Source organism: Burkholderiaceae bacterium DAT-1, from assembly GCA_019084025.1.
In the GTDB taxonomy this organism is placed as follows: Bacteria; Pseudomonadota; Gammaproteobacteria; order Burkholderiales; family Chitinimonadaceae; genus DAT-1.
Genome location: JAHRBI010000003.1, coordinates 472,609 through 497,341 on the forward strand (window position 1 = coordinate 472,609; position 24,733 = coordinate 497,341).

Below are 24,733 nucleotides of genomic sequence, written 5' to 3' on the forward strand. Positions count from 1 at the left end.
TCAGGCGTGTCCTGCGGAGTCGGACAGCATCGCCATATCGATGCCAAGAATGGCGAGCGCCTGATCGTAACGCTTTTCGCAGGGCTGCTCGAAGATCACGGCGGGAAGGGCTTCCACGCTCAGCCAGCTATTCTGTGCCAGCTCTTTTTCCAGCTGACCGGCTTCCCAGCCTGCGTAGCCGAGTGACACCAGCAGCTTTTCCGGGCCCTGTCCTTTGCCGACCGCCACCAGAATATCTTTCGAGGTGGTGAGGCCGATTTCGTCATCTACTGCCATGCTGGATTGCCAGTTGCCCAGCGGCTGATGCAGCACAAAGCCGCGATCCGTCTGCACCGGGCCGCCGAAGTACACAGGCTCGTCGCCAGCTTCGTGGTCGGTGAGATTGATGTCGATCTGGTCGAACAGCGAGCGAACATCCATGCCCAGAGGACGATTGACGATGATGCCCATGGCACCCTGCTCGTTGTGTTCACAGACAAACACCAGCGAGCGGGCAAAGATCGGATCAGCCATGGCGGGCATGGCAATCAGAAAATGTCGGGTAAGGTCGATGCGTTCCATGCTTTCAATTATCGCATAAGCGCGGGAGACATCTGTCTTCCCGCCAGGCGGTGCAGTCTTCGCTGCACCTGATCAGCACGGTCGCGGCCGTTTCCGGCACACAGCTTGTTGGCAAACCATTGATCCGGAAGCACTCGCTCCGTTCGTCAACTGCCTGCCAGTGGGTGTTCTTCCGGATCACCTTCGTCCAAATTCAGATCGAGGCAATCACTTGGTTTTTCCAGCGAGACGCGACCAAGGATGCCGCCACGGAATTCGGTCAGCACCTTCTCGGCAGCCTTCTGTGCATCAATCCGCCCGCCCGACATCACGCAGCCCAGCGCGCGTGCCGCCAGCTCGAATAGTTCGTCGCCATGCAGGCTCGGGTCGGTCAGCTTGTAGCGCTGCAGCGACTGCGGATAGTACTTGGCCAGCCAGCCCAGCGTATACCAGGCCACTTCTTCGGCATCGAAGGCGTTGCGGCCAATACAGCCGGACAGTGCCATTTTCAGGCCATCGTTGGGCGAGGTAATCTTCGGCCACATCAGGCCGGGCGTGTCCACCAGAATCGTACCGTCCGGTAGTTCGATGCGCTGTTGGGATTGTGTCACGCCTGGCGTATCTGCCACTTTGGCCAGTTTGCGTTTGGCCATGGCGTTGATCAGTGTGGACTTGCCAACATTCGGCACCCCCAGGATCATGGCGCGCACCGGCTTTTCCGCACCATGACGATTGGGCAATAGCTCGTGGCACATGGCGGTGACCTTGGCAGCATCACGCTGCTTGCCGGCTTCATCCAGCACCAGTACGGCGGTATTGGCCTGACTCTTGAAATGCTGCACCCACAGGGCGGTGACATTCGGGTCTGCCAGATCGGCCTTGTTCAGGACTTTCAGGCTGGGCCGCTGCCGGTGAACACGCAATTCGTGAATCAGCGGATTGGTGGTGATATGCGGCAAGCGGGCATCGAGCACCTCGATAACCATGTCGACCTTGGCCATGGTTTCGGCAACCTGCTTGCGGGCCTTGTGCATATGGCCGGGAAACCACTGGATCGCCATGGACGCCTCATTTCATAAAAAACACGCGATTATAACGCTGGAAACCTGTTTGAGCGGCATAATCACGGCAAATGCTGTTGTTCACCGTATTCACGGCCTGAAATCAGCAATACAATTCATGTAGATTGAACCTTATTCCTCTCATTTGTAGCTGGAGCCATGCATGAAATCACGGTTTGCCGTTGGTCTGGGCGTTGCAGGTGCACTCCTGGGTGCTGCACTGATTTTTACAGGTGCAAAGGCTACACCTGCGCCGCAAGTCAGCTATACCTCTATCCAAGGTGAACAGATCACGCAGGCTTCGCTCAAGGGGAAGGTCGTGCTGGTGAATTTCTGGGCAACGACCTGCACAGGCTGCGTGGCAGAAATGCCCAAGCTGATGGCTACCCAGAACAAGTTTGCCGAACGTGGCCTGAAGACGGTGGCCGTGGCCATGAGCTACGACCCGCCCACTCAGGTGGCCGCGTTTGCCGAGGCCCGCAAGCTGCCTTTTTTTGTGGCACTGGACGGCGACGGCAAGCTAGCCAAACAGTTCGGTGACGTCAACCTCACGCCCACCACCTTCTTGATCGACAAGCACGGCAACATCGTTCAGCGATACATCGGAGAGCCTGATTTCGCAAAGCTGGAACAGCTGATTACGGACAAGCTCGCCGAAGCCTGATCCCGTCGCACACGGGGCGTGTGATCAGGCTGGATTCACCCGCAGCACAAGGGGAACGCAGCATGATTTCCTGGAAATCCCACGCCCTGTATCTCATCGATTACCAGCACTGGGCCAATGATCGCCTGCTGGAAGCCCTTGATACCTTAGATGACGCCATGCGCACGCAGGAAATTGCCGGGAAGTCGGCAACCGGTCTGCTGCGCGAGATGGTGACGCTTGATCGACAATGGCTGGAGCGCCTGCAGCATGGCGCGCATCCCGAGCCTGTCGATCTGCCGCCGCATGAGTGGCGTGAGCTCAAGAGTGCCGTGCGCCTGACATTCCGGCAGATTCAGCATTTTCTGGAATCCAAGCAGTCAGACTGGTTTGAAGGCGAGATTGGCTGGCGGGTGGGGACGCAGGCGGAGGCGCATCACTGGGTCACGGATGTAGTGACCTGTCTTTGCGAAACCAATACCCGTCTGCGTGGACAGGTGTTGCTTTTGCTGCCGCATCTCGGCGCGCCTGTGGTGGATATCAATTATCTTCTTTATCGCCGGGAGATGAAGCAATCCCTTGAAAATGCCCGCCGCATGGGTTGAACGGCCAAGCGGAGAGCATCTCCTGAAATCGCGTGGGTGCAACATAGATTGCTGCACCCCCGTGGTGCCAGTTCTTTAATTGCGCGCGCTGGTACCCGCGATGCCCTCACTAAAACCCGGCATCTCCATGCGCCACAACAGGTAAGCAATCAGGTCGGCAGTGTCATAAGCAGGATAGAACAGTGGCGATGCCATGCCATGTGCGCTCAAACGATCCGGGCGAGTGAAGCCATGCTCGACGAGATACCGCGCACAGCCGAGCAAATCGGCTGCACGCGCGGCTTCATTGCGACCGGCAGTATCATTGCTGCATGTAGCGACAATTCCGTTTTGCTCGAGCCACACCACATTCAGTGCCTGAAAGCGTGCTTCTGCTGGTGAGCCACCTGACAGCAGCGTCGGATGATCGCCACTGCGCTGGAATGATTTCGGACGTAGCAGGTTAAGCGTCAAACTCTGACCCTTATCGCCCTTGAAACGAATCGACTCTTCCATATACGCCGAATAATCCGGCACGCTGTCCATGATCAGGCGGGTATCGAATGCATTGCCCCGGCTATCCAGTACATATAGTTTGGGCGCAGTGACCTGGCTTTCCAGCTGAACCATGATCCCTTCGCGGTCAGTACCCGCAATCATGGCGGTCAGGCGGGGCGCGGACAATGCAATTTCATGCACCCCGGACAAACGTGCAGCATCTCTTTGACCAGAACGGGACGAGCCACGGCTATGGCGCGCGGATTTGCTGGCTGATCTCCCGGATGATTTGCGACTGGCTTTACTGCTAGATTTGCCCGATCCCCGCGCTGCAGAGGTCTTTCCGGATTTCTTGCCTTTTGAAACGGTTGATTTACCGCCGCGTGCCTTTTCTCGTACAACAGCAGGCCAGCCCATGCGCAGCAGTTTGTCCTGCTGGGCGCCCGCCACACGGACATACATCCCTTCGCTCGCGGCGACGCCTTCAATCAGCATCCCGTCCGCAGGCTCGGGTATGACCACGCGGCCTTGCGATAAACTGCCACCTGATGCCGCAATATTGACGACCTTGCCGCGCGGCGCATCTTCACGTGTAAACACATATAAGCCATCGCGATTCAGTACGGCTGAATACGCTTGATCAGATGGATGCACCAGGGTCTTCCAGCTTACGCTGCCGCTCTCCAGATCATTTCGGGAGGTGGAGAGATAGATGCATCGACCCGCATTGCAATGCTCGAATATGACATGCTGACTATCGTCTGCGGTGAGCAGGCGGTTGCGCTCGTTACTCTGACCAAACCAAGGCAGCAGATCGACTGGCAGGATCACGCGATCACGGCTGCTTGATTGTCCCATCCGGTGAATCATGGCGGCAGCTTTGCCATGATCGGCCGGTGAGTAGACCAGATCGAGATCATTGGGCAGCCACTGCACACGGGTGGCGTCGCGAATGGCAATGTCGTCACCCACGGTGCGGCCGCGATTGTCGATGACCCGTAATACCCAGCGATCGGCAATACGAAGGGTGAGTGCAATGTGCTGACCATTGTCTGCGGCAGCATATTGCACGAGCGTGGCATCGCCCAGTGTGCCGGGACTTGCCAGCACGGTATCTTTGCCCGCCAGTCCGTCGCGTACCGACAAACTTTGGCCGGCTGCACCAGGAAGGGTTTTGAGCGCAAAGAAGAATGTGCCTGCACGCTGAACACCCTGTGTATGGCTCAGCGAGGCAGATACGTCATTCAGCCGTGTTTGCAGATCAAGATATCCGGGAAAGGTGCGGAGTGCTGCCGCATCATCGGCGTGTGTCGCTTGCCATTGGCGGAAAGCGACGGCGTCGCTGTCGGTCAGCCAGTTCGACGGATTGGACAGCTGAGGTGCGGAATAACGGGAAATTAGCGTAGATGAAAAGTCGTCGGCGGGCGCGGTGCCCGCAGCAACAGCAAGGCCCGTCAGGGCCGCCAACAGAATCTGATGCAACATGCGTAAGTCTCAAGGCAGGGGTGAAGCGCGCGCTAGCATAACTGAGACTGCGCCCAGCCGCGAAAGTTTCCGTGTTGTGTTGTTTTCGTGAGCGGACGAGCGCGTGTGTACCGACCTCACCGCGCAGCGTTTACTTTTTAGCCTTCGGTCAACTGGTATGCATCCCTTCCTGACTTCAATGATGATCCCGACTATAACGATTACAAGGGAATCATCTTGTCCCGACCAATGTGAACCATGGGGAGTCCACATGCATGACCATTTCAGGACGACTAATTGCACTCATCGCCTCAGCCATATCCACCATTCTGCTTCTGGGCGGCTTTGGACTGTATCAGTTCGACAAAATCCATGAAGAAACAGACCATACATCTGGCGCCACTATTCCTGCCATTGTGGCATCAGGCAAGCTTGCCCTTGCGGTAAAGGAAATTGAACCCGTACTGATGGCGCTGTATGAGGAACAGGATGAAGATCTGATTGATGCATTCAATGACAAGCTTAAAAAGGCGATTGTTACCGCGCGGACACGATTTCAGGCGCTGGATGCACTGTCGCATGATGATCGGCAGCGGCAGCTGATAAAAGATCTAAACGGCCAACTCGAGAAGTACGAGAGGGCTGTGGCCAATGCCATGACGCTATCCGCGAGTCTCAAAACCAAAGCTGATGCACAGCTGGTCATGTACTCGCAAGTGTTACCCACGCGTGATGCAGTGAATCGCTCTTTGGATTTGCTGCTTAAGGAAGCAGATACCGCAGAAGCGAATAGTCGTGATCGGATTGAGCATTTGCTGCATCGCGCCACCTTTACCTATTCGGTTCTCATCGTCGTCTCTTTGCTTGCATTGGCAGCGGGCGGCTGGTTTTTGTATCAAAGTATCGCCCGACCCTTGCGCGGTATGGCCGATACGGTACGTGGCATTGCCTCCTCGCTAGACTTCACCGCCCGTGCGCCAGTCACTCATCAAGATGAAATTGGTGAAACCATTCAGGCATTTAACGAGCTGCTGGATGTGGTGCAAATCAGTTTCAAGGACATGATTGCCGCGATTCACTCGGTGGTGATTGCATCCATCGAAATGCACCAGTCAGCCATTGTGATGGCGCACACCGCGACCAGTGGCAATCAGGCGGCGGCCAATATGTCTGCCAGTATCGGTCGTGTCGCGGAGGGGATCAGTGATGTGGCCAGCCGCACCCAGGACGCAGCACGTCGTAGCCATGAAGCGGGTGACGTGGCGGTTGAGGGGAGCGAAACCATCCATACCAGCGTGAACGAAATTCTCGCCGTCTCTGCCGTCGCGCATCGGGCGGAAGACAATATGAATGCGCTTGATCATGCCGCCTCCAAGATTGGCGGGATGGTGTCGGTGATTCGTGAAGTGGCGGATCAAACCAATCTGCTGGCACTCAACGCTGCGATCGAAGCTGCACGCGCAGGTGAGGCCGGTCGCGGCTTTGCTGTGGTGGCTGATGAGGTACGGCGTCTGGCCGAGCGCACCCGGCAAACCACGCATGACATTGCGGAGGTTGTCAGCACCATTCTGGATGCATCGCGCCTGTCAGTGGGTGAAGTACGTTCGATGGTGATTCAGTTGACTCAGGGAGCGGATCACGCACGTGAGGTCAGTGTCGCCATCGACAAGATTCAGGAAGGTGCAACGCAAGTGGAAAACATGGTGAGCGAGATTTCGTCCACTATGATCAGCCAAGATGACAACGCGAATGCGATGGCGCAAGAAGTCAGCAATATCATGGCGATGATGAATGCGACCGAAATTTCAGCGAAACGCACTGCAGAATTTGCTGATGATATGCGCAAGCTGGCTGAAACCATGAACACGATTGTCAGCCGCTTTAATGTAGGTGAAGTTGCGCGTGAAACAGGTGCAGCCGACGGTACGGGTGATGTCGAACTGTTCTAGCCGTACCTGTCTGCCTGCCGCATGCAGATGAATCAATGGCTCAATCGGGTGATACGGTAAACTGCTCGATCGGGCCATTGATCCAGGTGCGGGTCAGTACCTTCACATTGCCCTTGTCTGCCTTGACCTTGAATGCACGATTGGTCATGCCTCCGCGTGTCGATGTGCGCACCTGTTCGAATGACTTCACCTTGCCTAAGCTGCCCAGACTGGTCATGGCCTGCTTGAGTACGGTCTCGTTGAAATAATGATTGCCGTTGTCGCTGAACAGCGTGCGGTCAATTTTGCCTTGCTGCAGTTGTGTGAAAATAGCTTTGGCTTGCTGAAGCATCGCCTCATCAGTCGGGGCGCCCGCCTTTAATAGCATCTCTTCGATTTTTTCCGAGATGCTGGCAGCGGCATTATTGGCATCCGAGTTAGTGAGCACCACCACTGCCAGATGTTTGTCCGGATAAACTGTATTCGAGGACACAAAGCCGGACACTTCGCCGCCGTGCGACAGTACACGTGATTCGTTCTTCAGTTTCACGCTCAGACCCAGACCATATTGGCTGCCCGCGCCATTATTCAGCAACACTTCGCGAGTGAACGCGGCATATTGCGCATGCGGCATGAGTGACTCACGCATCAGCGAAATATCCCATTTGGCCAGATCTTCAGCCGTCATCGCCAGTGCGCCCGCTGCAAACATCCAGCCCTCGCCTGCACGCGGCGCTTGCTGGATCGGGCCCATCAGATAGCCGGTGTAGGGCACCGGATCATGCGCATCCAGTGTGTGCTGATCAAAATCCATGGCGCTGAGCATGTTCAGTGGCTTGAACACGCGACGCTGCAAAAAGCTCAGCAAAGGTTCGCCCGCCACCTGTTCGAAGATCTTCCCTGCGACCACATAGCCGGTATTGCTGTATTGCCAGCGCTCGCCCGGGGCAAAATCCAGTGGCTGCCGCGCAAACCGGTCGATGATCTGATCGGCTGTGACCGGTGTCAGCATGTCGCGAAACACATAATCCTGTGGCCAGTAGTCACGCATGCCCGATGTGTGCGCCAGTAACTGCCTAATCGTGGCCTCCCCGCCGGCGCCCATATCTGGCAAATACCTGGACACCTTGTCGTCCAGACTCAATTTGCCGTCGGCTTCCAGCATTAACAGGGCGGCTGCGGTAAATTGCTTGCTCACCGAGCCGATGGCATAGCGCATATCGGGTTTGGCATCGCGAACCGGATTCAGGCTGGCCTTGCCCCACGCGCCGGTAAAGGCCACTTCATTGTCTGTCACGATGGCCACGGATACGCTGGGCGTGCCGTGCTTTTTCAGTGCAGTGCCAACAATGTCATGAATGGCCTGTTTGCTTTTGCTATCCAGTTCCGTAGCAGACAGGGAGGAGAAGCAGGCCAGTGTGACCAGAGCCGTACCAAGCATGCGGCTGAGCAGAGCGTTCATCATGCGCGTGTCCGATTTAAAGGGAATGCGCGGGAATATAACGCAGAAAACCCCGTTGTATCGGGGTTTTACGTTTGGACGGGCGAGACTGATTATTTAGCGGCAGGCTTGGCCGTCTCGGGTTTGGCATCGGTCTTGTGCTCGACCTTGCTGTCCGCATTTGCGGAAGCATGTGTGCTTGTCTTCGCTTCGGGTTTGGCGGCATCGGTTTTCGCGACCACGGCCTCCGTCTTTGCCTCAGGCTTCGCGGCTGCTTTTGTATCCGCCTTGGCTGTCATGGCCGGCTTGGCTGCCGGTACGGTGGCAGCGGGTGCTGGCGCTGGATCTGCAGCAAAGGCCAGCGAAGCAAAAGAAGCAGCAATCAGGGTAGCAAACAGCTTGTTCATGGTTCAGTCCTTGTCAGTATTCAGCGTCGAGTCAGGTGATGATTGAATGATTACTTCTTGTCAGCCGGCGCTGCAGCGGTCTCGGCTGGCTTGGTTTCGGCTTGATGATGCTTGTGGTGCTTTGCCTTTGGTTTGGCTGCTGTATCCGCCTTGGTGTCAGTTGCTGCTTTGGCGTCTGCCTTTGCTTCGGTCTTGGCTTCCACTTTGGTCTCAGCCTTGGCGGGCGCCTTGGCTTCAACAGCGGCGGCAGGTTTTGCGGCTGGCGCAGGTTGCGCTGTAGGTGCCGGGTCTGCAGCAAATGCCATTGCGCCAATTGCGGTAACAATCAGGGTGGTGAGGATCTTGTTCATGGTCTGTTTCCTTAAGTGTGTCGTGTATTGTTTGATTGAAATCTAAATTTACAATTTGATCAGGTTCAGTTGCCGTTCAGCCATTATTTGCTAGTCACAGACTCAGCTGCTGGCTTGGCGGTTGCGCTGTTCTTTTTATGCATTCTTTCCTTCTTGACCGGCTTGGCATCTCCCTGAGCGGGCGTTGTGCTTGCAGACTTTTCCGCTGGCTTGGCTTCAGTTTTAGCTGCTGCCTTGCCTTCTGTCTTGACATCGGCCGGGGGAGTAACCATCGTCTCAGATTGTTTTACAGCCTTGCTTTCAGAAGTTACGGCTGGCTTGGCTGTCGAGGTGCTGTGTGCAGCAGGTGCGGGGTCTGCGGCAAATGCCAGGGTGCCAATTACGGTAGCGATCAGGGTGGTCATCAGCTTGTTCATGGTCTTGCTCCTTGAGGGTTGTTTAACCGGGCTTGCGTTGTTTCGCTGCCCTTGGATGCATTAACGCATTGTCACGATCGGCTGTCGACAGATGTTGCAAATCGTTACCGTGGTTACAATTTGAGTGGACGTTGAATCGAAGATGAATGGAAATTGAATGGTGGCTGAACGAAAAAAAGCCCACTGCGGGGCAGTGGGCTTGTAGATGGGTGAAGCGGGATTAGCGGAGGTTGTAGATGCCAATGACGCCACGGTTGGTATCGGTAATCACAAGCTTTCCTGCTTTAGTAATGGCTAGGTTCCCACTCAAATCTGTAGTCCAGTCGATCTTTTTAGTCGACAAGTTCATTGCGTATGTTTTGTTTTGTCCAGCAATGAATAAGTGGGAGTCAGTCACGACATAGGAAGATCTACCCCCATCAGAGATCGAGCCGGTCCATAAAGTGTTACCACTTTTTGCGTCAATAGCTGAAACTTGAGTATTTGAGTAGGAATTGCCGTTCAGTAGATAAACAACTTTATTGCCGTAAAGTATTGAAGAGTACCCAGAGCCAGCTGCCCAAATAGGTGCCTTTTTGGATAGATCAAATGCGACCATGCCCTGTTGAGACGATAGAAATGCCAATGAGCTATCTTCGTTTAGCACAACGTCGCCAGGCGTATAGCTGTAATAATTATCGGTATTGATGAGAGTATTTTTAATCCAGGTTTCTTTCTCAACGCTATCCTGCTGTGTAACAAGCAAATACTGGTTGTTGCTGTACTTTGATGTTGGGCCTGAATAGTCAGAAATGGATTGCGAGATACCGCAAACAAATATTGATTCATCAAATGCGGCCACGCTAGATGCGTAGAAGTTCATGTAAACATTTGGTTGAACGGTAGGTGTGGTATAACTCCATTTCCACAAAGATTGCAGTGTGTTCGGGTCAGTGCGCGTAACAGAACCGCAATTGCCAGGTGTCGCGAAGATGCTTTTACCCACAAATGTCAATGAGCCTACATTTCCGACGTTACTTGAATACGTATTGAGCGAACCATCCTTTGCAGAAAATGAACCAAGGTATCCATAATAGTTGCTCCCTGCGATATAAACATTTCCGGCAGCAGCAATGGGTGCTAGATTTTGGCTATAATAACTGCCGACGTACATGCTGATATTTTTTGACCATGCAATTTTGTGGCTTGATTGGTCAAGTGCTGTCAAGTTTGGCGTGCCAGTCACATCTCTTGATACCAGGAAGATGTTTCCATTATGCTCACTGATATCACTAATTTGCATTGTTTGGCTGTTGAGTAAGCCTGAATACTCTTCGGAAATTCTTGTTGCATCCAAAGTGACGGGGACATAACCTGTACGCTTAGGATTGCCACGGTATCCCTGCCATTCCGAAACCTTTGCCCATTGCGATTCCGTAAACTGATATGGGACAGACAAGCTTGACTGTCCCACCTTGGCATCAAAGCTGAAGTTCACATTGAAAGCGAAATTGCCGCTTGCCACTGCAGTGCCTGCGTAACTATATGTCACGTCACAGGTCTCACCGATTGCTAGCACAATGGAGTGGCAGGCATCGTTGCTTACTTTTGTGCCAGCGGGTGCTGATGGCGTGATATTGGTGACGCCCATTGGACCGGTGTTTTTGACATGCAATACAAAAGAGCCTGGTAAGTCGTATTGGGTAGTAATCTGAGTAGCGCTACCACTGAGTGTCAGTTGGCCCTGTGGCGCTGGCGGAGCCGAGTCACCACCACCACCACATGCAGACAAAAGCAATCCCGCGCTGATCGCAGTAAGGCTGGTTAGATAAGATGTACGCATAAAAACGATCACTCCTGAAAAACTAAATTTGTGGTTATTGAATTCGGAACGGCAGTGTTTGGCATGAATGCCAATATTCAGCACATCCAGAGTTTTTTGAAATGGCCGCGCATTCTATAAGAACCCCATAGATGCGCAACACATTGTTACAGATCATTTTGCGCCGCAGCATCGACAACTTCAGTGCACACCCGTTCGCCACTTCCAGTAAAATGCCGGGATTGATTTCAAGCGAACCCGACCATGTCCTCCAGCCTGCTCACTGGCCTGAATCCTGAACAGCTTGCCGCTGTGACCCTGCCCGCCACGCCTGCCCTGATTCTGGCGGGTGCCGGTTCGGGAAAAACGCGCGTATTGACCACGCGTATTGCGTGGCTGCTCACAACGGGGCAGGTGAGTCCGCATGGCATTCTGGCGGTGACCTTTACCAATAAGGCGGCCAAGGAAATGCTGACGCGGGTAAGCGCGCAGATTCCGGTCAATGCGCGCAGCCTGTGGATTGGCACCTTTCACGGTCTGTGTAATCGCATGCTGCGTCTGCACTGGCGTGATGCGGGCCTGCCAGAAGCGTTCCAGATTCTCGATAGTGCCGACCAGCTGGCTGCGCTGAAACGCCTGCTGAAATCGCTGAATATCGACGATGAAAAATATCCGCCGCGCGAGGTGGTGAACTTCATCAATGGCAATAAGGAAGAGGGCCGCCGCCCGGCTGATGTGGACGCATGGGACGACCATACGCGTATGCTGAAGACGCTATACGAAGAGTACGAGCGCCAGTGTCGCCGCGAAGGCGTGGTGGATTTTGCCGAGCTGCTGCTGCGCTGCTTCGAGTTGCTGCGTGATCACGTCATGCTGCGTGAGCATTACCAGCAGCGCTTCCGCCATGTGCTGGTAGACGAATTTCAGGATACCAACCGCCTACAATATGCGTGGCTGAAGCTGCTGGCGGGCGGTGGCGCGGCTGTATTCGCGGTGGGCGATGATGACCAATCTATCTACGCCTTCCGGGGTGCCAACGTCGGTAATATGCGTGATTTCGAGCGCGAGTTTTCGGTCGAGACGATTATCCGGCTGGAGCAGAACTATCGCTCCTACGGCAATATTCTCGATGCCGCCAATGCGCTGATCGCGCACAACACCGGTCGCCTGGGCAAACAGCTGTGGACTGAATCACAGGCGGGTGATCCTATCCGCGTGTTTGATGCGGCAACAGATCTCGAAGAGGCTGCCTTTGTGGTGGACGAAGCCAAGCAGCTGTCGCGTCAGGGGCAGTCGCTATCGAACATCGCTGTGCTGTATCGCTCCAATGCGCAATCGCGGGTGCTGGAGCATGCACTCTTTCAGGCTGGATTACCGTACAAGGTCTATGGCGGCTTGCGCTTTTTCGAGCGGCAGGAAATCAAGCATGCACTGGCCTATCTACGGCTGGTGAATAGTCCGGAAGACGACAACGCACTCCTGCGCATCATCAATTTCCCGGTGCGCGGCATTGGCAATCGCACCATCGAATTGCTGGCCGAATCTGCCCGCGTCTGCGGCACCACCATCTGGCAGGCCGCCTGCAGTGGCGGTGCAGGTCGCAGTGCGGCGGCGGTGAGTCGCTTTGTGCAGATCGTCGAGAACATGCGCGTGCAGGCCAGCGGGCTGACGCTGCCGGAAATTGTCGAGCTGGTGCTGGATCAATCCGGCCTGATCGATTACTACCGCAATGATAAGGAAGGCCAGGAACGGCTGGAAAATCTGGGGCAGCTGGTGTCATCTGCGGCGGTGTTTGTGCAGGAAAACGAAGACAGCGTTACTAATTTCCTCGCGCACGCCAGCCTCGAAGCGGGCGATCACGAAGCCCAGCCGGGGCAGGATGCGCTGCAGCTGATGACCGTGCATGCCGCCAAGGGTCTGGAATTCGATGCGGTGTTCCTCACCGGCATGGAAGAAGGTCTGTTCCCACACGACAACAGCCTGCACGATCCGCAGAGTCTGGAAGAAGAGCGGCGGCTGGCCTATGTGGCGATTACCCGTGCGCGCCAGCGTTTGTATATGAGTCTGGCGCAGTCTCGGATGCTGCATGGTCAGACGCGTTTCTCCATGGCCTCGCGATTCCTCAATGAAATTCCCGAAGATCTGCTCAAGTGGATCAATCGCGGCTATGCGCCCAATACGCCTAAGCTGAAAGCGGCCACACCCGCCGCAGCGCCCAAGAAAACCAACGAAGTACCGGGACATAATATTCGCGTCGGCCAGAATGTTCGCCATGCCAAGTTCGGTCAGGGCGTGGTCATTGATTACGATGGCGCTGGCAAACAGGCCAATGTGCAGGTGAATTTTGGTGCTCAGGGCGTCAAGTGGCTATCTTTAGAGTATGCAAAACTTGAGTTGATGTAGGCGGGCGGGTGCGCTTGCCGGACATCCGCTTCAGGAGTGATCCATGGCAAGTGCATCAGGCGGTGCCCCGAAACCCGCCCTTCCCGGCTTTACCCGCATCGACGACGCTGATGACGATCGTCTGGCGGCATTTGCGGCAGGCTCGATATCAATCGACTATGCGCAAAAGCGTGTGCTGGTGGTGGATGCCGTGCAAGAGATGCGCACGGCCATGGGCAATACCCTGGCTACGCTTGGCATCAACAAAGTGGAGTATGCGCATCGCGCAACCGACGCCATAGCCACCGTGCGGCGTGCCGACTTCGACATCATCTTCTGTGATTACGATCTGGGCAGCGGCTACGACGGATTGCATCTTTTGCAGGAGTTGCGCCTGCACAATCTACTGAAACCCTCCGTCGTGTTCGTGATGGTGACGGGCGAGCGGCGCGGCAAACTGGTGATGTCGGCGGCCGAGCAGGCACCGGATGGCTATCTGCTCAAACCGTTTACCGCCGAACAAGTCAAACATCGCCTCGATAAACTGCTGGTGCGCAAGCGCGAATTTCAGTCGCTGGATCAGGCGATGCTGCGTCAGGACTATTTCAAGGCGCTAGCCGAATGCAATGACCATCTAAAATCGTCTTCGCCCTATGTCCTCGATTACCTGAAAATGAAGGGCAATATCGCGCTGACGATTGGCGATAATCAACTGGCTAAAACGGCGTTCGACGCCGCACGCGAACTAAAGGATTTGCCCTGGGTTCGGATTGGCTTGGGTAAAGCGCTATTCGGGCTCAAACAATATGACGAGGCGCGCAGCCTATTTCAGTCCGTTCTGGCAGAAAATAACAAGGTGATGGAGGCGTACGACTGGCTCGCGCGCATTTATCTGGCTGAACATCATGCGGATGATGCGCAGCAAATTTTGTCCAAAGCAGTCGATATGTCGCCTGCGGTGGTGAATCGCCAGAAAAAATTGGGCGATGTCGCCCTGAAGAATCATGATTTTAGCACCGCCGCCAAGTCCTTTCGCGATGCCATTACGCTATCAAAAAACTCCTTCTGGCGAGATGCGGCCGATTATGTGAGTCTGTCCAAGGCGCAAATCGGCAATGGTGACACCGAAGACGCGCTGAAAACCGCAGCCGAAGTCCGCCGCGAATTCCGTGGTGACACGCGCGCATCCATGCTGGCTACTTTGGTCGAATGTAAAACCTTTCTGGCGCAAGGTCAGACTGATCGTGCCAACGCCACGCTGGATAAAGCGCGCCAGTTGGCCGACGAATCTACCGGTTTACCCGATCATTTTGTGCTCGAACTTGCTGAGACCTGTTACCAGCTGGATCGCGATCATCTGGGCAAATCACTGGTTCAGCAGATATTACGCAATCATCATGAAGATTCCGACATGCTGGAGCGCATCAATTCAATGTACGAAGCGGTTGGCCGTGAAGATGAAGGCCAGCAAGTGATCGAGGAAAGCGCGCGCGCCATTGTCGCCATTAATAATGAGGCCGTGCGCATGGCGCAATCCGGCAATTTGGAAGGCGCTGTCGAGAAATTCATCCACGCAGTCGATGAAATGCCCGCCAATGTATCGGTGATGCTGAATGCGGTGAATGCGCTGCTCGCGTATGTGGGCAGCAAGGGATGGCATCAGCGCTATATGACCCTGGCGCGTGAATATCTCGATCGGGTGGCTGCATTGCAGCCGGCGAGTGTGAAGTATTTGAAGTTGAAGGATGCGTATGCTGGGACGATGAAGAAGTTTTCAAAGTAAGGCGGACGTACGCACATACCGCGTTTTCCAGAGCACCTCAGGATGAATCAAGTTCTGTATACGGATTAGTCATTGATTGTGAGCGTGTAGCGCTTGTCGGATGCCCATTTCACGAAAAATTGTATGACATGCAGCTGCGGTGCATGCGCAGTCTGGGTTTCCGCTATCCCAAAAGAATGCCTGTCAGAAATGACAGATTCTTTCTGATGTCAGATGTGGCAGCCTTTTGTAAATAATATATTAAAACCTCAAGTGCGAACGCGTAATCATATTTCCATATGAATGGGATGAGTCATGTCAGATGCAACCGAGCAACGACCTTACACGCCTTCAATGATTGACTTTTCTATGCTTACGCCTGCGGAACATGAACTGATGCGGTGGCTGGCGATGGGGAAGACGGTTGAGGAGGCTGCTTTTATTCTTGGGAAGTCATCAAGTACAGCCTGGAATCAGGTTAAATCCATTCGCACGAAATGCCACGATTTACCCATACGGAATATCTCATTGCATTACTCATGGAAGTTGTCAATAGTCGATAAGTAATCATTTAGATTGCTTGTTGTTTAATGCAAGATCATCTCGCATTTAAGTTAAATGCAAAATTCAATTAAACCATTTGGGAAATTAGCATGCAAAAATTAGACATCAATCTTCTGAGCTTTATTTCTGGTGGAGATGGAGATGCAGGAGGCTCTACCAAAGACAAGGAATCAGAAGCAATACCACAGCCACAGCAAAAAACTCCGACTAACAATGATGTACCAACCTGCTCTCCGATTGAAATTAAAGCGAGTGTCGCTTCTCAGACATGTACTACTAGTGCAGGCATCACTTTCATAACTGTCTGTGTCAGTGGTCAGGGTTCAATGGGTGGAAGTGCAGGTGTTGGTAAAATTGACCTGAGTGCAAAAGGAAATGACTGCTCAGTGTCCACTTATAGTAAAGATGGTTCCTTAAAAAGTGTTGTAAACACTAACTCATTTGGAACGAGAATCTCGTATCCGTGATGTAAGTTTTTAAAGTGTTAGGCCGCCCTGAACGAATTGGGCGGCTTATATTAATTTGCTGACGGTTAAATAAATTGCGCAAATTTAAAATAAATTACATTTACTTGATTGCGATACTATTCTCTTTGAGTTTAATGAGTGCCAATGATCCTGTTGCGAAAACGGCGTGGAAGGTTAAGGCTAAAAATGGTAAAGAATTCTATGTAATTGCATCAACACATATTGGGCTAAATGATGAATTCGGGGAGTACTATGAAAGAGTTGTTGTTCCTATTATAAAAAAAACCGACATATTTGTAAGTGAGAATTCTGTTGGATATTATGTAGGATATCAATATCCGCGTTGCTTAAATGAAATTCATGGATCTAGTTATTATTCTGGTGTGGCTATTTTGAAGAAAATTTTATTTCATGAGATGAATTCGGCATATGTGTCTATTTTTAAAAGGGATATGTCGCAAGATATTTTGGATCAAATGTTAGAGAATGCGTCTTCATTTCGCGTTCATCAAGCCCTCATGTACGCTAGGTTCATTGAGAGTGATAGAATAGTAACGAAAGATGCTCAGATGGAGCGGAAAGATGGAAATTTACTTTCAATTAATAGTACTGAAGATGAGGGTAATCCATTTTTAAATAAGCATGATCTAGTTTCAAGGGCGCATTTAATTAATCCATTTGCACAGTTGGAGGCGATTGAGGGTGCTGATGTATTTTTTAAAGCATTTTGCGAAACAGATGCATCTGAACATTTGCTGCAGATTCAAATTGATCGATTAATAAATGATAAAAATGGTGAGACTAATATATCTGAGCTGAGAAATGTTTTTGTTCGTTCGATTGATGGAGGGTATGTCGATGATTTTGATGAGAAGTATGATGAGTATATATTGTGCAATCGCAATAAATATTGGATCGAAAAAATTGAAGAAAATACTAAGAGAGAGGGGAAATTTACCTATATTCTAGGTGCTGAACATATACACAAACCATTATCTGGGGCGAAATGTAATGGGATTCTGACTTTGATGGAAAATCAAGGATACATGATTTCTAAAGTGGAGATGGAATAGCGAGAGTGGAGTGTGATTCTGATGAAGCTAATAATTGTAATAATTCTATATTCGGCAATTTCTTTGTTGTTATATAGGGTGATAATGATAAGGTATTCTGATCTTGATGGGATGATCATATTCGGGCTTCTAAATCTTGCAACCTACAATCCAACATATTTATTAGCTATGCTCAATCGGGATGTTAAATATTTGTTTAAAAATCGCGGTAGTATTTATGATAGAACGCTGCTTCAGCTTGTTACGGCTGTTGGTTGTTATGTGATGTTGATATTGTGTATCTGGCGAAAGTTTAATTGAGTGATGACTTCTAATATTGTTGACTGAGTGCATATTGATGTATTTCAATAGTATTCCGGTTTGTTGGTGGTGAGATCGATCTATATTTGGTGAAAGTGGCATCGCAATTATTTTGACATGCATGGCTTAAGTTGAATAATTAATACAAATGTTCCAATAAAAATTGGGTTGCAAAAATAATACATGCATTCAATATCTTTTGCAGATTCCATCTTAAGTTAATACACTGGCTTCCAAAAAACGGAATGGTAAAGAATGAGTGAGTTGTGTGCGATTTATTCATCCTGAACAAGCCATTCATCAATTTATGGAGGTGGATGTTATGAGCATGTCAATTTCCAATGAAGATTTACCGAATTCTGCTTATTCTTCAGATTCATTGATGGATTTTTCCTTATTTACGCCTGCTGAGCACGATTTAATGCATTGGTTGGCGAAAGGGAAAACCGTTGAGGAGGCTGGCTTCATCCTAGAAATCAAACTATCTACGGCATGGAGTCGCGTGTCACATATTAGACGGAAGTGCAATTTATTAACTATTAGAGTAATCGCGTTTGAGTATTTGAAAACTATGTCAAGCAAGGAATAGGGCAAATTTTTTGCCTTGTTTGTGAGGCGCCTTTTCGGAATCATGGCTAGGCAGCATTTCGAACACTACATTCGAAATGCTGCTGGTTAATTCTAACTTTAGGATTTGCAATTTGCAAATTCGTAGCCAAAAAAGGAGCGTCAACATGCGTAGACTTGAATTAATGGATTTGGATTTTGTCTCCGGGAGTGGTCCGTATAAAACTCCGGTGCCGACAAAGCCAGAAGGCGACAATAGCATATTTGACAAAATTCTCGAAGGGATTTCGAGCTTTTTTGGGCTAAGTAGTGGCTCATGTACAACCAATAGCGCTGTTAATGGCGGCATCACAACGGTAACGACAACTTGTCCAAATGGGGCGTATATGACAGAGGTCATTTCCGGCTCTGTCATCACAATTACCACATACACTCCAGGGGCCTCATTAAGTGCCGTCATCCCTGAATTAGCTGTATCGGGTAAATGGAGTGGCAGTGGCTCTACAGGCGTGGTAACCATTATTAATGGTAAAGTCACTTCAGTTGCTTCGCACTAAAGATCTGCGAGTGCTAATAATGTGTTGGTTGAATGGTTTGTTATGATTATACAACCATCCTATTAAAGGCAAACGGGTTCATCACTTTCTAAATTGAAAGTGATGGACATTTAACTCATAGAATTAGTTTAGGCTGCGGATTGGTAGCTGGAAGTTATTAAAATTCATGAAAAAATATTTAGTTGGAATAATTATTGCATTGAATATAATCTGTGGCATGGCTTTAGCCAGCGATGTACGTGCCTGGGTTGCAACAAAAAGTCATGGTAATATTTTAATTATCGGTGAAACCCACTTCGGAACTCAATTAGAACTAGATAGATTCTATAATGAAATTATAAGGCCATATGCCTTAAATTCTGATGCGATTTTAGCAGAGTCTGTAGATGGCTCATCGCTCCCGGGCTTATGCAAGGACATACAATACAGAAATAATAATTTTTGGATGTTTAGTGATTTGGATTTTTTAAATGAACTCTCTACGACCATTAGTCTACTGAAAGATGCGGGGATAGAAGACGGATCTATACTTCGCGATGTCATCCGAGAAGACGGTCATTCCGATAAAAAGCAGTATTTTGGTACCTTCATGCATTTAGTTATTGGGGGTAAGCTATCTGAGGCGCTCACTCAATACAAAGATTACTTCCCCCCCGTGCCAGGTATATCCGCTCGAATACTAAATGAGCGCTTTCACCTAAGTAGCCATGCAGTGAACGATAGTCAGAAATGGTTTGTTGGGTTGGATACAATTAAGTCAATTGACGATATTCTGTGCAACGCCAAGGATGCTGATTATTTGAATTTTGTAAAAGCCTATTTGGCGAAAATGGGGGTTGAGTCTAAAGTTCTAGTTGCATTAAAAAATAATGAGATAGAGATGGGTTTTATGAATAGATACATTTCTGAAAGGTATATATTTTATATGAATTGTGCTGCTTCGAGCGTTTCATGCAAGCTTGGAGACGTACGAGGGCAAGATAGTGTATCTAGTCAAGAGACTAATAAGATAAGTGACAGTCAATTGATTTATGAAGATGGTCCGGAAATTTATCATTTTATGGTCGAACTTAGAAATCTATCGTGGATAGAAAAAGTAAACCAAGCCGAAGTGAATTTTCCATTGACTTTCATGTCCGTTGGTGCAGCGCATCTTCCCGATGTTTCTTTCAACGGAAAAATAAAGAAGGGGCTCATTAGCATGTTGCGGGATGATGGGTTTACCTTAAAAGAGGTATTATTCTCACCTGAATTTACCGAGTCAGAAATAAAAGCGCTTTACAAATCAGTTACCACAATCCACTAATAAAAAGAATTTACGCTGAAGGTGAAGGAAATAAATCATGTCCATTTTCATCAGTATAGCTTCCTATTGTGATGTGCTTCTTTCGCAAACAATCTCTTCTGCCCTAAGGAATGCGGATCATCCCGACGATATTACATTTGGAATTGTTGATCAAAATTTTGAGCGTACCATTATTGATGAGCCATTAATGCATCCCACACATATGAATTATGTGTTTATTCATTACAAAGAAACACTCGGCCTCGGCTGGGCAAGAACGCTTGCATCTTCATTCTACGACGAAGAAGATTGGTATCTTCAAATTGACTCCCACATGATTTTCGATAAATCATGGGACACTATTCTGATTCAACAGGCTACTCATGCACAGAAGTTCAATAGTAAATGTATCTTGTCGTCTTTCCCTCCGAAGTTTGAAATTTCAGGAACGGGGTTAATTAAATATCCGACAAAAGGGAAAATTCTGGCTCATGTCTTAACAAGGGGTCAAACACTTGATGGTGAGCATTCCTTGCTGAGGTATGAAGGAAAGCATTTCAATTCACAAAGGCTAATTCTGGGTGCACACGTAGCGGGCGGTTGCATTTTTGCAAGGGGCGATCTTTTCCTTGAAATGCCTTACGATCCTTTTATGTATTTTTCTGAGGAAGAGCAGGCTATTGCAATTCGCTCCTATACGCATGGGTGGGATATTTTTCACATAACTGATAATCCAATTTACCATTTATATAACACAGAGGATGGTAAAAAAGGGGCTGAAAACGGTAGACCAATGCACTGGAATAAAGACCATAGCGACAAAAGAAATTTTCCTTGGCAGGTACTTTGTAAAAAATCAAAGATCAGGCTTGATGCATTGGTCTGTGGAAAAGAAGATCTAAAGGTTTATGGCTTGGGTAAGCAACGTACAATGCAAGACTATGCAGAATTCTCAGGCGTTGATTATGTGCATCGAAAGATAAACGGAAAGGCATATATAGGTCATTGGCTGTAAATTTTTCTTTGAAGTCAAAATGCCCACTATATTCGAAAGTGTACATAGTTAGTGAGAGTCGGGTCATCAGTACTTGAATTGTAATTCCCTTGCGTGAAAAAGAGCCTCTTGTAAATTGAAGTAGCGAGGAAGTGAAATATTATGGAGAGCAGAGATACTCTTTTTAGAATTGAATCAATACGTAACAAGCAACAAAGCTCATCAACAGGAAGTGTAATACTTAATTCAAATCTAACCGTTGCAATATGCTCGATATCAATCAGTATTTTAGTCATATGCATTAGCTGTATGCTTTTGAATTCGAACTATACGCAACACACTGCGGTCAACGGTAAAATTAGTCCTACCCAAGGTCTAGCCCAAGTCATGCCCATGTTTCCTGGCACGGTGATGAGCCGGGTGGTAAGCGAGGGTGTAGAGGTTAGCAAGGGCGATGTGCTGTTTACCTTGTCATCCGAACGCATGACGCACGCAGGTGCCGCAGAGGCCAATGCTCTAAACGAAATACAGGCTCGTACGCACAGTCTGCAGTCCGACCTCCTCAATCAAGATCGCCTGAGCAACGAGCAGCGCACAGCTTCGGCTCAACGATTAGCCGACCTGCAACTGCAACGCCAGCAAATGGCTGGCGAAATAGACACCCAGCTGCGCCGGGTGGAATCTGCCCGGCAGCAACTACAAAAGTATCAGGAGTTGCTCAAATCCGGCTTCATGCCCGCCTTGCAAGTGCAGCAAAAGAACGACGAATTACTGGATCAGGAATCACGCCTTGCCACGTTGAAACGCAATGCAAGCGAGCTGGGTAGTCAGATCAATGTATTACAAGCTGATGTGCGCGCCCAGCCTCTCAAGGATGCCTCACAGCGCGCACAGCTGGAGCGCGCCCTGGCGAGTAGCCGACAGGAGGCCAACGAGATAGAAGCCCGGCGCGAGATTGTGGTGGTGGCGCCTGTGGATGGTCGAGTTACCGGCATTCAGGCTCAGCCCGGCCAGACGGTGAGCGCAGGTCAGCCACTGGCAGCGATTTTGCCCACGGGGTCGCCTTTGCGTGCCGAGTTTCTGGCCCCATCGAGTGCTATGGGCTTTGTGCGGGTGGGCCAGCGAGTGCAGATGCGCTACGCGGCGTTTCCCTACCAGAAATTCGGCCAGCAAGGCGGTGCGGTAGTCGAGATTTCCCGTGCAGCCGTTCAGGTCCTCAAAACCCCCGATGGATTAGAGCAAGCGATGTACCGCATCACCGTGCAGCCCGATGCACAAAACATCACCGCCTATGGGCGCCCCGAGCCATTGCAGCCTGATATGAGCGTGGAGGCCGATATCCAGGTGGATCGCCGCACCCTGATTGAATGGATATTCGAGCCGCTGATCGCAATCAAAGGAAAGCTGTAATGCATATTCTCGACGATTTTCACAGCGCGCTCCATTTCGGCTTCGGGCGCAAGCTGCCCATGTTGCTGCAAACCGAAGCGGCGGAATGTGGGCTGGCCTGTCTGACGATGATTGCGTCTTACCACGGGCATGTGTCGGACATTGCCACGCTACGGGGGCGCTTTTCGCTGTCCATCAAAGGCGCAACGCTTCGTCACCTTATCGAGTTTGCCGGTGCCATGCACATGGCGGGGCGACCGCTGCGGCTGGAGCTGGAGGAGCTGGATCAGCTGCAAACCCCGTGCATCCTGCATTGGGATTTGAATCACTTTGTGGTGCTCAAAAAAGCCGGGCGCAAACATATCGTCATTCACGATCCAGCCTTTGGCGTTCGCAAGCTGAAATACGAGGAAGTCTCCAAGCAATTCACCGGCGTAGCGCTGGAGTTGTCGCCCACCCCGGCATTCGAGAAGAAAGAAGATGTTCAGGATATTTCCCTAAAGACCTTGGTGGGCCAAGTCACCGGGCTGAAGCGGTCCATTCTTCAGGTATTGATGCTGTCCGCCGCACTGGAAGTGCTGGCCATCATCTCGCCCTTTTTCCAGCAATGGGTGATTGATGGCGTGATTGTGCAGAATGATCGTGATCTGTTGAAAGTGTTGGTGATTGGCTTCACTTTGCTGATGCTGATCCAGATGAGTATCACCACCCTTCGCGGATGGCTGGTGATTTATTTCTCTACGCAACTCAGCATGCAGTGGACCGCCAGCGTATTTACCCGGCTGTTGCGACTGCCCATGGATTATTTCGAGAAGCGCCATTTGGGCGATGTGGTGTCCCGATTTGGCGCCATCGAATCTATCCGCTCCACACTCACCAGTACAGCCTTAGGCGCGGTGTTGGACGGCATCATGGCCATTGTCGCCTTCGGGATGATGCTGTTTTATAGTCTCAAGCTGGCGATGATCACGTTTGCGGCGCTCACCCTATACATTCTGATTCGGGTGATGTCATATGGCCCTTTCCGAGAAGCCAACCAAGAGCAAATCGTACATTCGGCCAAACAATCTTCGCATTTTATGGAGAGCATTCGCGGGGTACAGTCCATCAAGCTCTTTAATCGAGAAGATGATCGCCGTACTCAGTGGCTAAACCTGATGGTGAACACCACCAACCGATCCCTTGCCACCCAAAAAATGAGCACCTTGTATGGTACTGCCAATGGCCTGATTTTTGGCATCGAGAACATTCTGGTGACGTGGTTTGCGGCGCTGCTGGTCATGGATCATCAGTTCTCCATCGGCATGATGTTCGCCTATGGCAGCTATAAGGGGCAGTTCTCAGGGCGCGTGGGTAGTCTGGTGGATTTGTTTTTCCAGATTCGCATGCTGCGCATCCAGCGTGAGCGGTTGGCGGATATTGTGCTCACCGAACCTGAACCAGTGGATGTCGTCGCTAACTCTACTGACCATATCCAGCCTAGCATCGAAGTGACTAATCTGCGTTTCCGCTATGCCGAAACCGAGCCATGGGTGCTGGATGGCGTGAACTTCAAGATTGAAGCGGGCGAGTCGGTCGCGATTGTTGGTCCATCCGGCTGTGGCAAAACCACGCTACTGAAGATTCTGCTTGGATTGCTGAGGCCTACTGAGGGCGAAATACGCGTGGGCGGGATTCCCATGAAAGGGCTGGGACTGAAGAGCTGGCGCACCATGATCGGCGCAGTGATGCAGGAGGATCAGCTGTTCGCAGGCTCCATTGCCGACAATATCGCCTTCTTCGCGCCGGAAACCGATATGCAACGCGTGGAAGCAGTTGCACAACTCGCCGCCATTCACGGCGACATCATGGCCATGCCGATGGCGTATCAAACCTTGATTGGCGACATGGGAACGGCGCTGTCGGGCGGCCAAAAGCAGCGACTATTACTGGCCCGCGCCCTCTACAAGCAGCCTCGCATCCTCTTCCTCGACGAAGCCACCAGCCATCTGGATGTGGAGCGCGAGCGCCACGTGAACGAAGCAGTGAATGCGCTCGACCTCACACGCATCATCATTGCGCATCGACCCGAGACCATTGCGGCGGCGGGGCGAGTGATCAGGGTGGAGAAGGGGAAGATTGCGGATCATCCGCTGCTCGTTCAACAGGATTTGCCAGTCCATGGCGATGTAGAGGCAGTAACCCCCTGATCGCCCATCCCTTTGCGTACCGGCAACCCGCTCTTCGTTGTATAATCTCGCCCCTCTGATCACAGTGAACA

21 protein-coding genes are annotated in these 24,733 nt (G+C 51.0%); 13 read left to right on the forward strand and 8 right to left on the reverse strand.

The window, feature by feature from the left end; genetic code table 11:
* Together KSF73_08115 and ylqF are read right to left on the reverse strand one after the other, a co-directional pair.
* Complete coding sequence (locus KSF73_08115; GenBank protein MBV1775682.1) at window positions 1–561, reverse strand: YqgE/AlgH family protein; 561 nt, start codon at window positions 559–561, stop codon at window positions 1–3.
* 146 nt (window positions 562–707) lie between these two features.
* Window positions 708–1,601 (reverse strand): ribosome biogenesis GTPase YlqF, encoded by an 894-nt coding sequence (gene ylqF / locus KSF73_08120; protein ID MBV1775683.1) that lies wholly within the window; start codon window positions 1,599–1,601, stop codon window positions 708–710.
* Between the two features lie 163 nt (window positions 1,602–1,764).
* Here ylqF and KSF73_08125 point away from each other — a divergent pair, with 163 nt between their 5' ends.
* Both KSF73_08125 and KSF73_08130 read left to right on the forward strand, forming a co-directional pair.
* Window positions 1,765–2,265: a TlpA family protein disulfide reductase gene (locus KSF73_08125; protein ID MBV1775684.1), complete on the forward strand. Its 501-nt coding sequence runs from the start codon at window positions 1,765–1,767 to the stop codon at window positions 2,263–2,265.
* Between the two features lie 62 nt (window positions 2,266–2,327).
* Window positions 2,328–2,849: a hypothetical protein gene (locus KSF73_08130; GenBank protein ID MBV1775685.1), complete on the forward strand. Its 522-nt coding sequence runs from the start codon at window positions 2,328–2,330 to the stop codon at window positions 2,847–2,849.
* Window positions 2,850–2,924: 75 nt separating this feature from the next.
* Here KSF73_08130 and KSF73_08135 read toward each other — a convergent pair whose 3' ends face one another.
* On the reverse strand, window positions 2,925–4,811 hold the full coding sequence (locus KSF73_08135; protein ID MBV1775686.1) for a hypothetical protein: 1,887 nt from the start codon (window positions 4,809–4,811) through the stop codon (window positions 2,925–2,927).
* Window positions 4,812–5,065: 254 nt separating this feature from the next.
* Here KSF73_08135 and KSF73_08140 point away from each other — a divergent pair, with 254 nt between their 5' ends.
* Window positions 5,066–6,739, forward strand: coding sequence for a methyl-accepting chemotaxis protein (locus KSF73_08140; GenBank protein MBV1775687.1), 1,674 nt, complete (start codon window positions 5,066–5,068; stop codon window positions 6,737–6,739).
* A 40-nt stretch (window positions 6,740–6,779) separates the two neighbouring features.
* Here KSF73_08140 and KSF73_08145 read toward each other — a convergent pair whose 3' ends face one another.
* From KSF73_08145 to KSF73_08165, 5 genes are all read right to left on the reverse strand, one after another.
* Window positions 6,780–8,180 carry a beta-lactamase family protein gene (locus KSF73_08145; GenBank protein MBV1775688.1) on the reverse strand — a complete coding sequence of 467 codons (1,401 nt, stop codon included), beginning with the start codon at window positions 8,178–8,180 and terminating at the stop codon, window positions 6,780–6,782.
* Between the two features lie 92 nt (window positions 8,181–8,272).
* On the reverse strand, window positions 8,273–8,566 hold the full coding sequence (locus KSF73_08150; GenBank protein MBV1775689.1) for a cell envelope biogenesis protein TolA: 294 nt from the start codon (window positions 8,564–8,566) through the stop codon (window positions 8,273–8,275).
* 50 nt (window positions 8,567–8,616) lie between these two features.
* Window positions 8,617–8,916 carry a hypothetical protein gene (locus tag KSF73_08155; GenBank protein ID MBV1775690.1) on the reverse strand — a complete coding sequence of 100 codons (300 nt, stop codon included), beginning with the start codon at window positions 8,914–8,916 and terminating at the stop codon, window positions 8,617–8,619.
* A gap of 83 nt (window positions 8,917–8,999) precedes the next feature.
* Window positions 9,000–9,332 (reverse strand): hypothetical protein, encoded by a 333-nt coding sequence (locus KSF73_08160; protein MBV1775691.1) that lies wholly within the window; start codon window positions 9,330–9,332, stop codon window positions 9,000–9,002.
* Window positions 9,333–9,552: 220 nt separating this feature from the next.
* Window positions 9,553–11,154, reverse strand: a complete 1,602-nt coding sequence (locus KSF73_08165) for a PQQ-binding-like beta-propeller repeat protein (GenBank protein ID MBV1775692.1) — start codon at window positions 11,152–11,154, stop codon at window positions 9,553–9,555.
* 243 nt (window positions 11,155–11,397) lie between these two features.
* On the opposite strand from KSF73_08165, the gene KSF73_08170 reads away from it, so the two are divergent.
* The 10 genes from KSF73_08170 (at window position 11,398) to KSF73_08215 (ending at window position 24,662) form a co-directional block, all read left to right on the forward strand.
* On the forward strand, window positions 11,398–13,536 hold the full coding sequence (locus KSF73_08170) for a UvrD-helicase domain-containing protein (GenBank protein MBV1775693.1): 2,139 nt from the start codon (window positions 11,398–11,400) through the stop codon (window positions 13,534–13,536).
* Window positions 13,537–13,579: 43 nt separating this feature from the next.
* Window positions 13,580–15,298 carry a response regulator gene (locus KSF73_08175; protein ID MBV1775694.1) on the forward strand — a complete coding sequence of 573 codons (1,719 nt, stop codon included), beginning with the start codon at window positions 13,580–13,582 and terminating at the stop codon, window positions 15,296–15,298.
* Window positions 15,299–15,930: 632 nt separating this feature from the next.
* Window positions 15,931–16,308 (forward strand): hypothetical protein, encoded by a 378-nt coding sequence (locus KSF73_08180; protein ID MBV1775695.1) that lies wholly within the window; start codon window positions 15,931–15,933, stop codon window positions 16,306–16,308.
* 134 nt (window positions 16,309–16,442) lie between these two features.
* Complete coding sequence (locus KSF73_08185) at window positions 16,443–17,381, forward strand: TraB/GumN family protein (GenBank protein MBV1775696.1); 939 nt, start codon at window positions 16,443–16,445, stop codon at window positions 17,379–17,381.
* A 568-nt stretch (window positions 17,382–17,949) separates the two neighbouring features.
* A complete protein-coding gene (locus KSF73_08190; protein ID MBV1775697.1) occupies window positions 17,950–18,270 on the forward strand; it encodes a hypothetical protein in 321 nt (106 codons plus the stop codon).
* A 145-nt stretch (window positions 18,271–18,415) separates the two neighbouring features.
* Window positions 18,416–18,805: a hypothetical protein gene (locus KSF73_08195; protein ID MBV1775698.1), complete on the forward strand. Its 390-nt coding sequence runs from the start codon at window positions 18,416–18,418 to the stop codon at window positions 18,803–18,805.
* A gap of 166 nt (window positions 18,806–18,971) precedes the next feature.
* Window positions 18,972–20,111, forward strand: coding sequence for a hypothetical protein (locus KSF73_08200; GenBank protein MBV1775699.1), 1,140 nt, complete (start codon window positions 18,972–18,974; stop codon window positions 20,109–20,111).
* A 37-nt stretch (window positions 20,112–20,148) separates the two neighbouring features.
* Window positions 20,149–21,105, forward strand: a complete 957-nt coding sequence (locus KSF73_08205; protein MBV1775700.1) for a hypothetical protein — start codon at window positions 20,149–20,151, stop codon at window positions 21,103–21,105.
* Between the two features lie 366 nt (window positions 21,106–21,471).
* Window positions 21,472–22,494 carry an HlyD family efflux transporter periplasmic adaptor subunit gene (locus KSF73_08210; GenBank protein ID MBV1775701.1) on the forward strand — a complete coding sequence of 341 codons (1,023 nt, stop codon included), beginning with the start codon at window positions 21,472–21,474 and terminating at the stop codon, window positions 22,492–22,494.
* Window positions 22,494–24,662 carry a peptidase domain-containing ABC transporter gene (locus KSF73_08215; protein MBV1775702.1) on the forward strand — a complete coding sequence of 723 codons (2,169 nt, stop codon included), beginning with the start codon at window positions 22,494–22,496 and terminating at the stop codon, window positions 24,660–24,662. The genes KSF73_08210 and KSF73_08215 overlap by 1 nt, the downstream gene beginning before the upstream one ends.
* The last annotated feature ends 71 nt before the right edge of the window (window positions 24,663–24,733 follow it).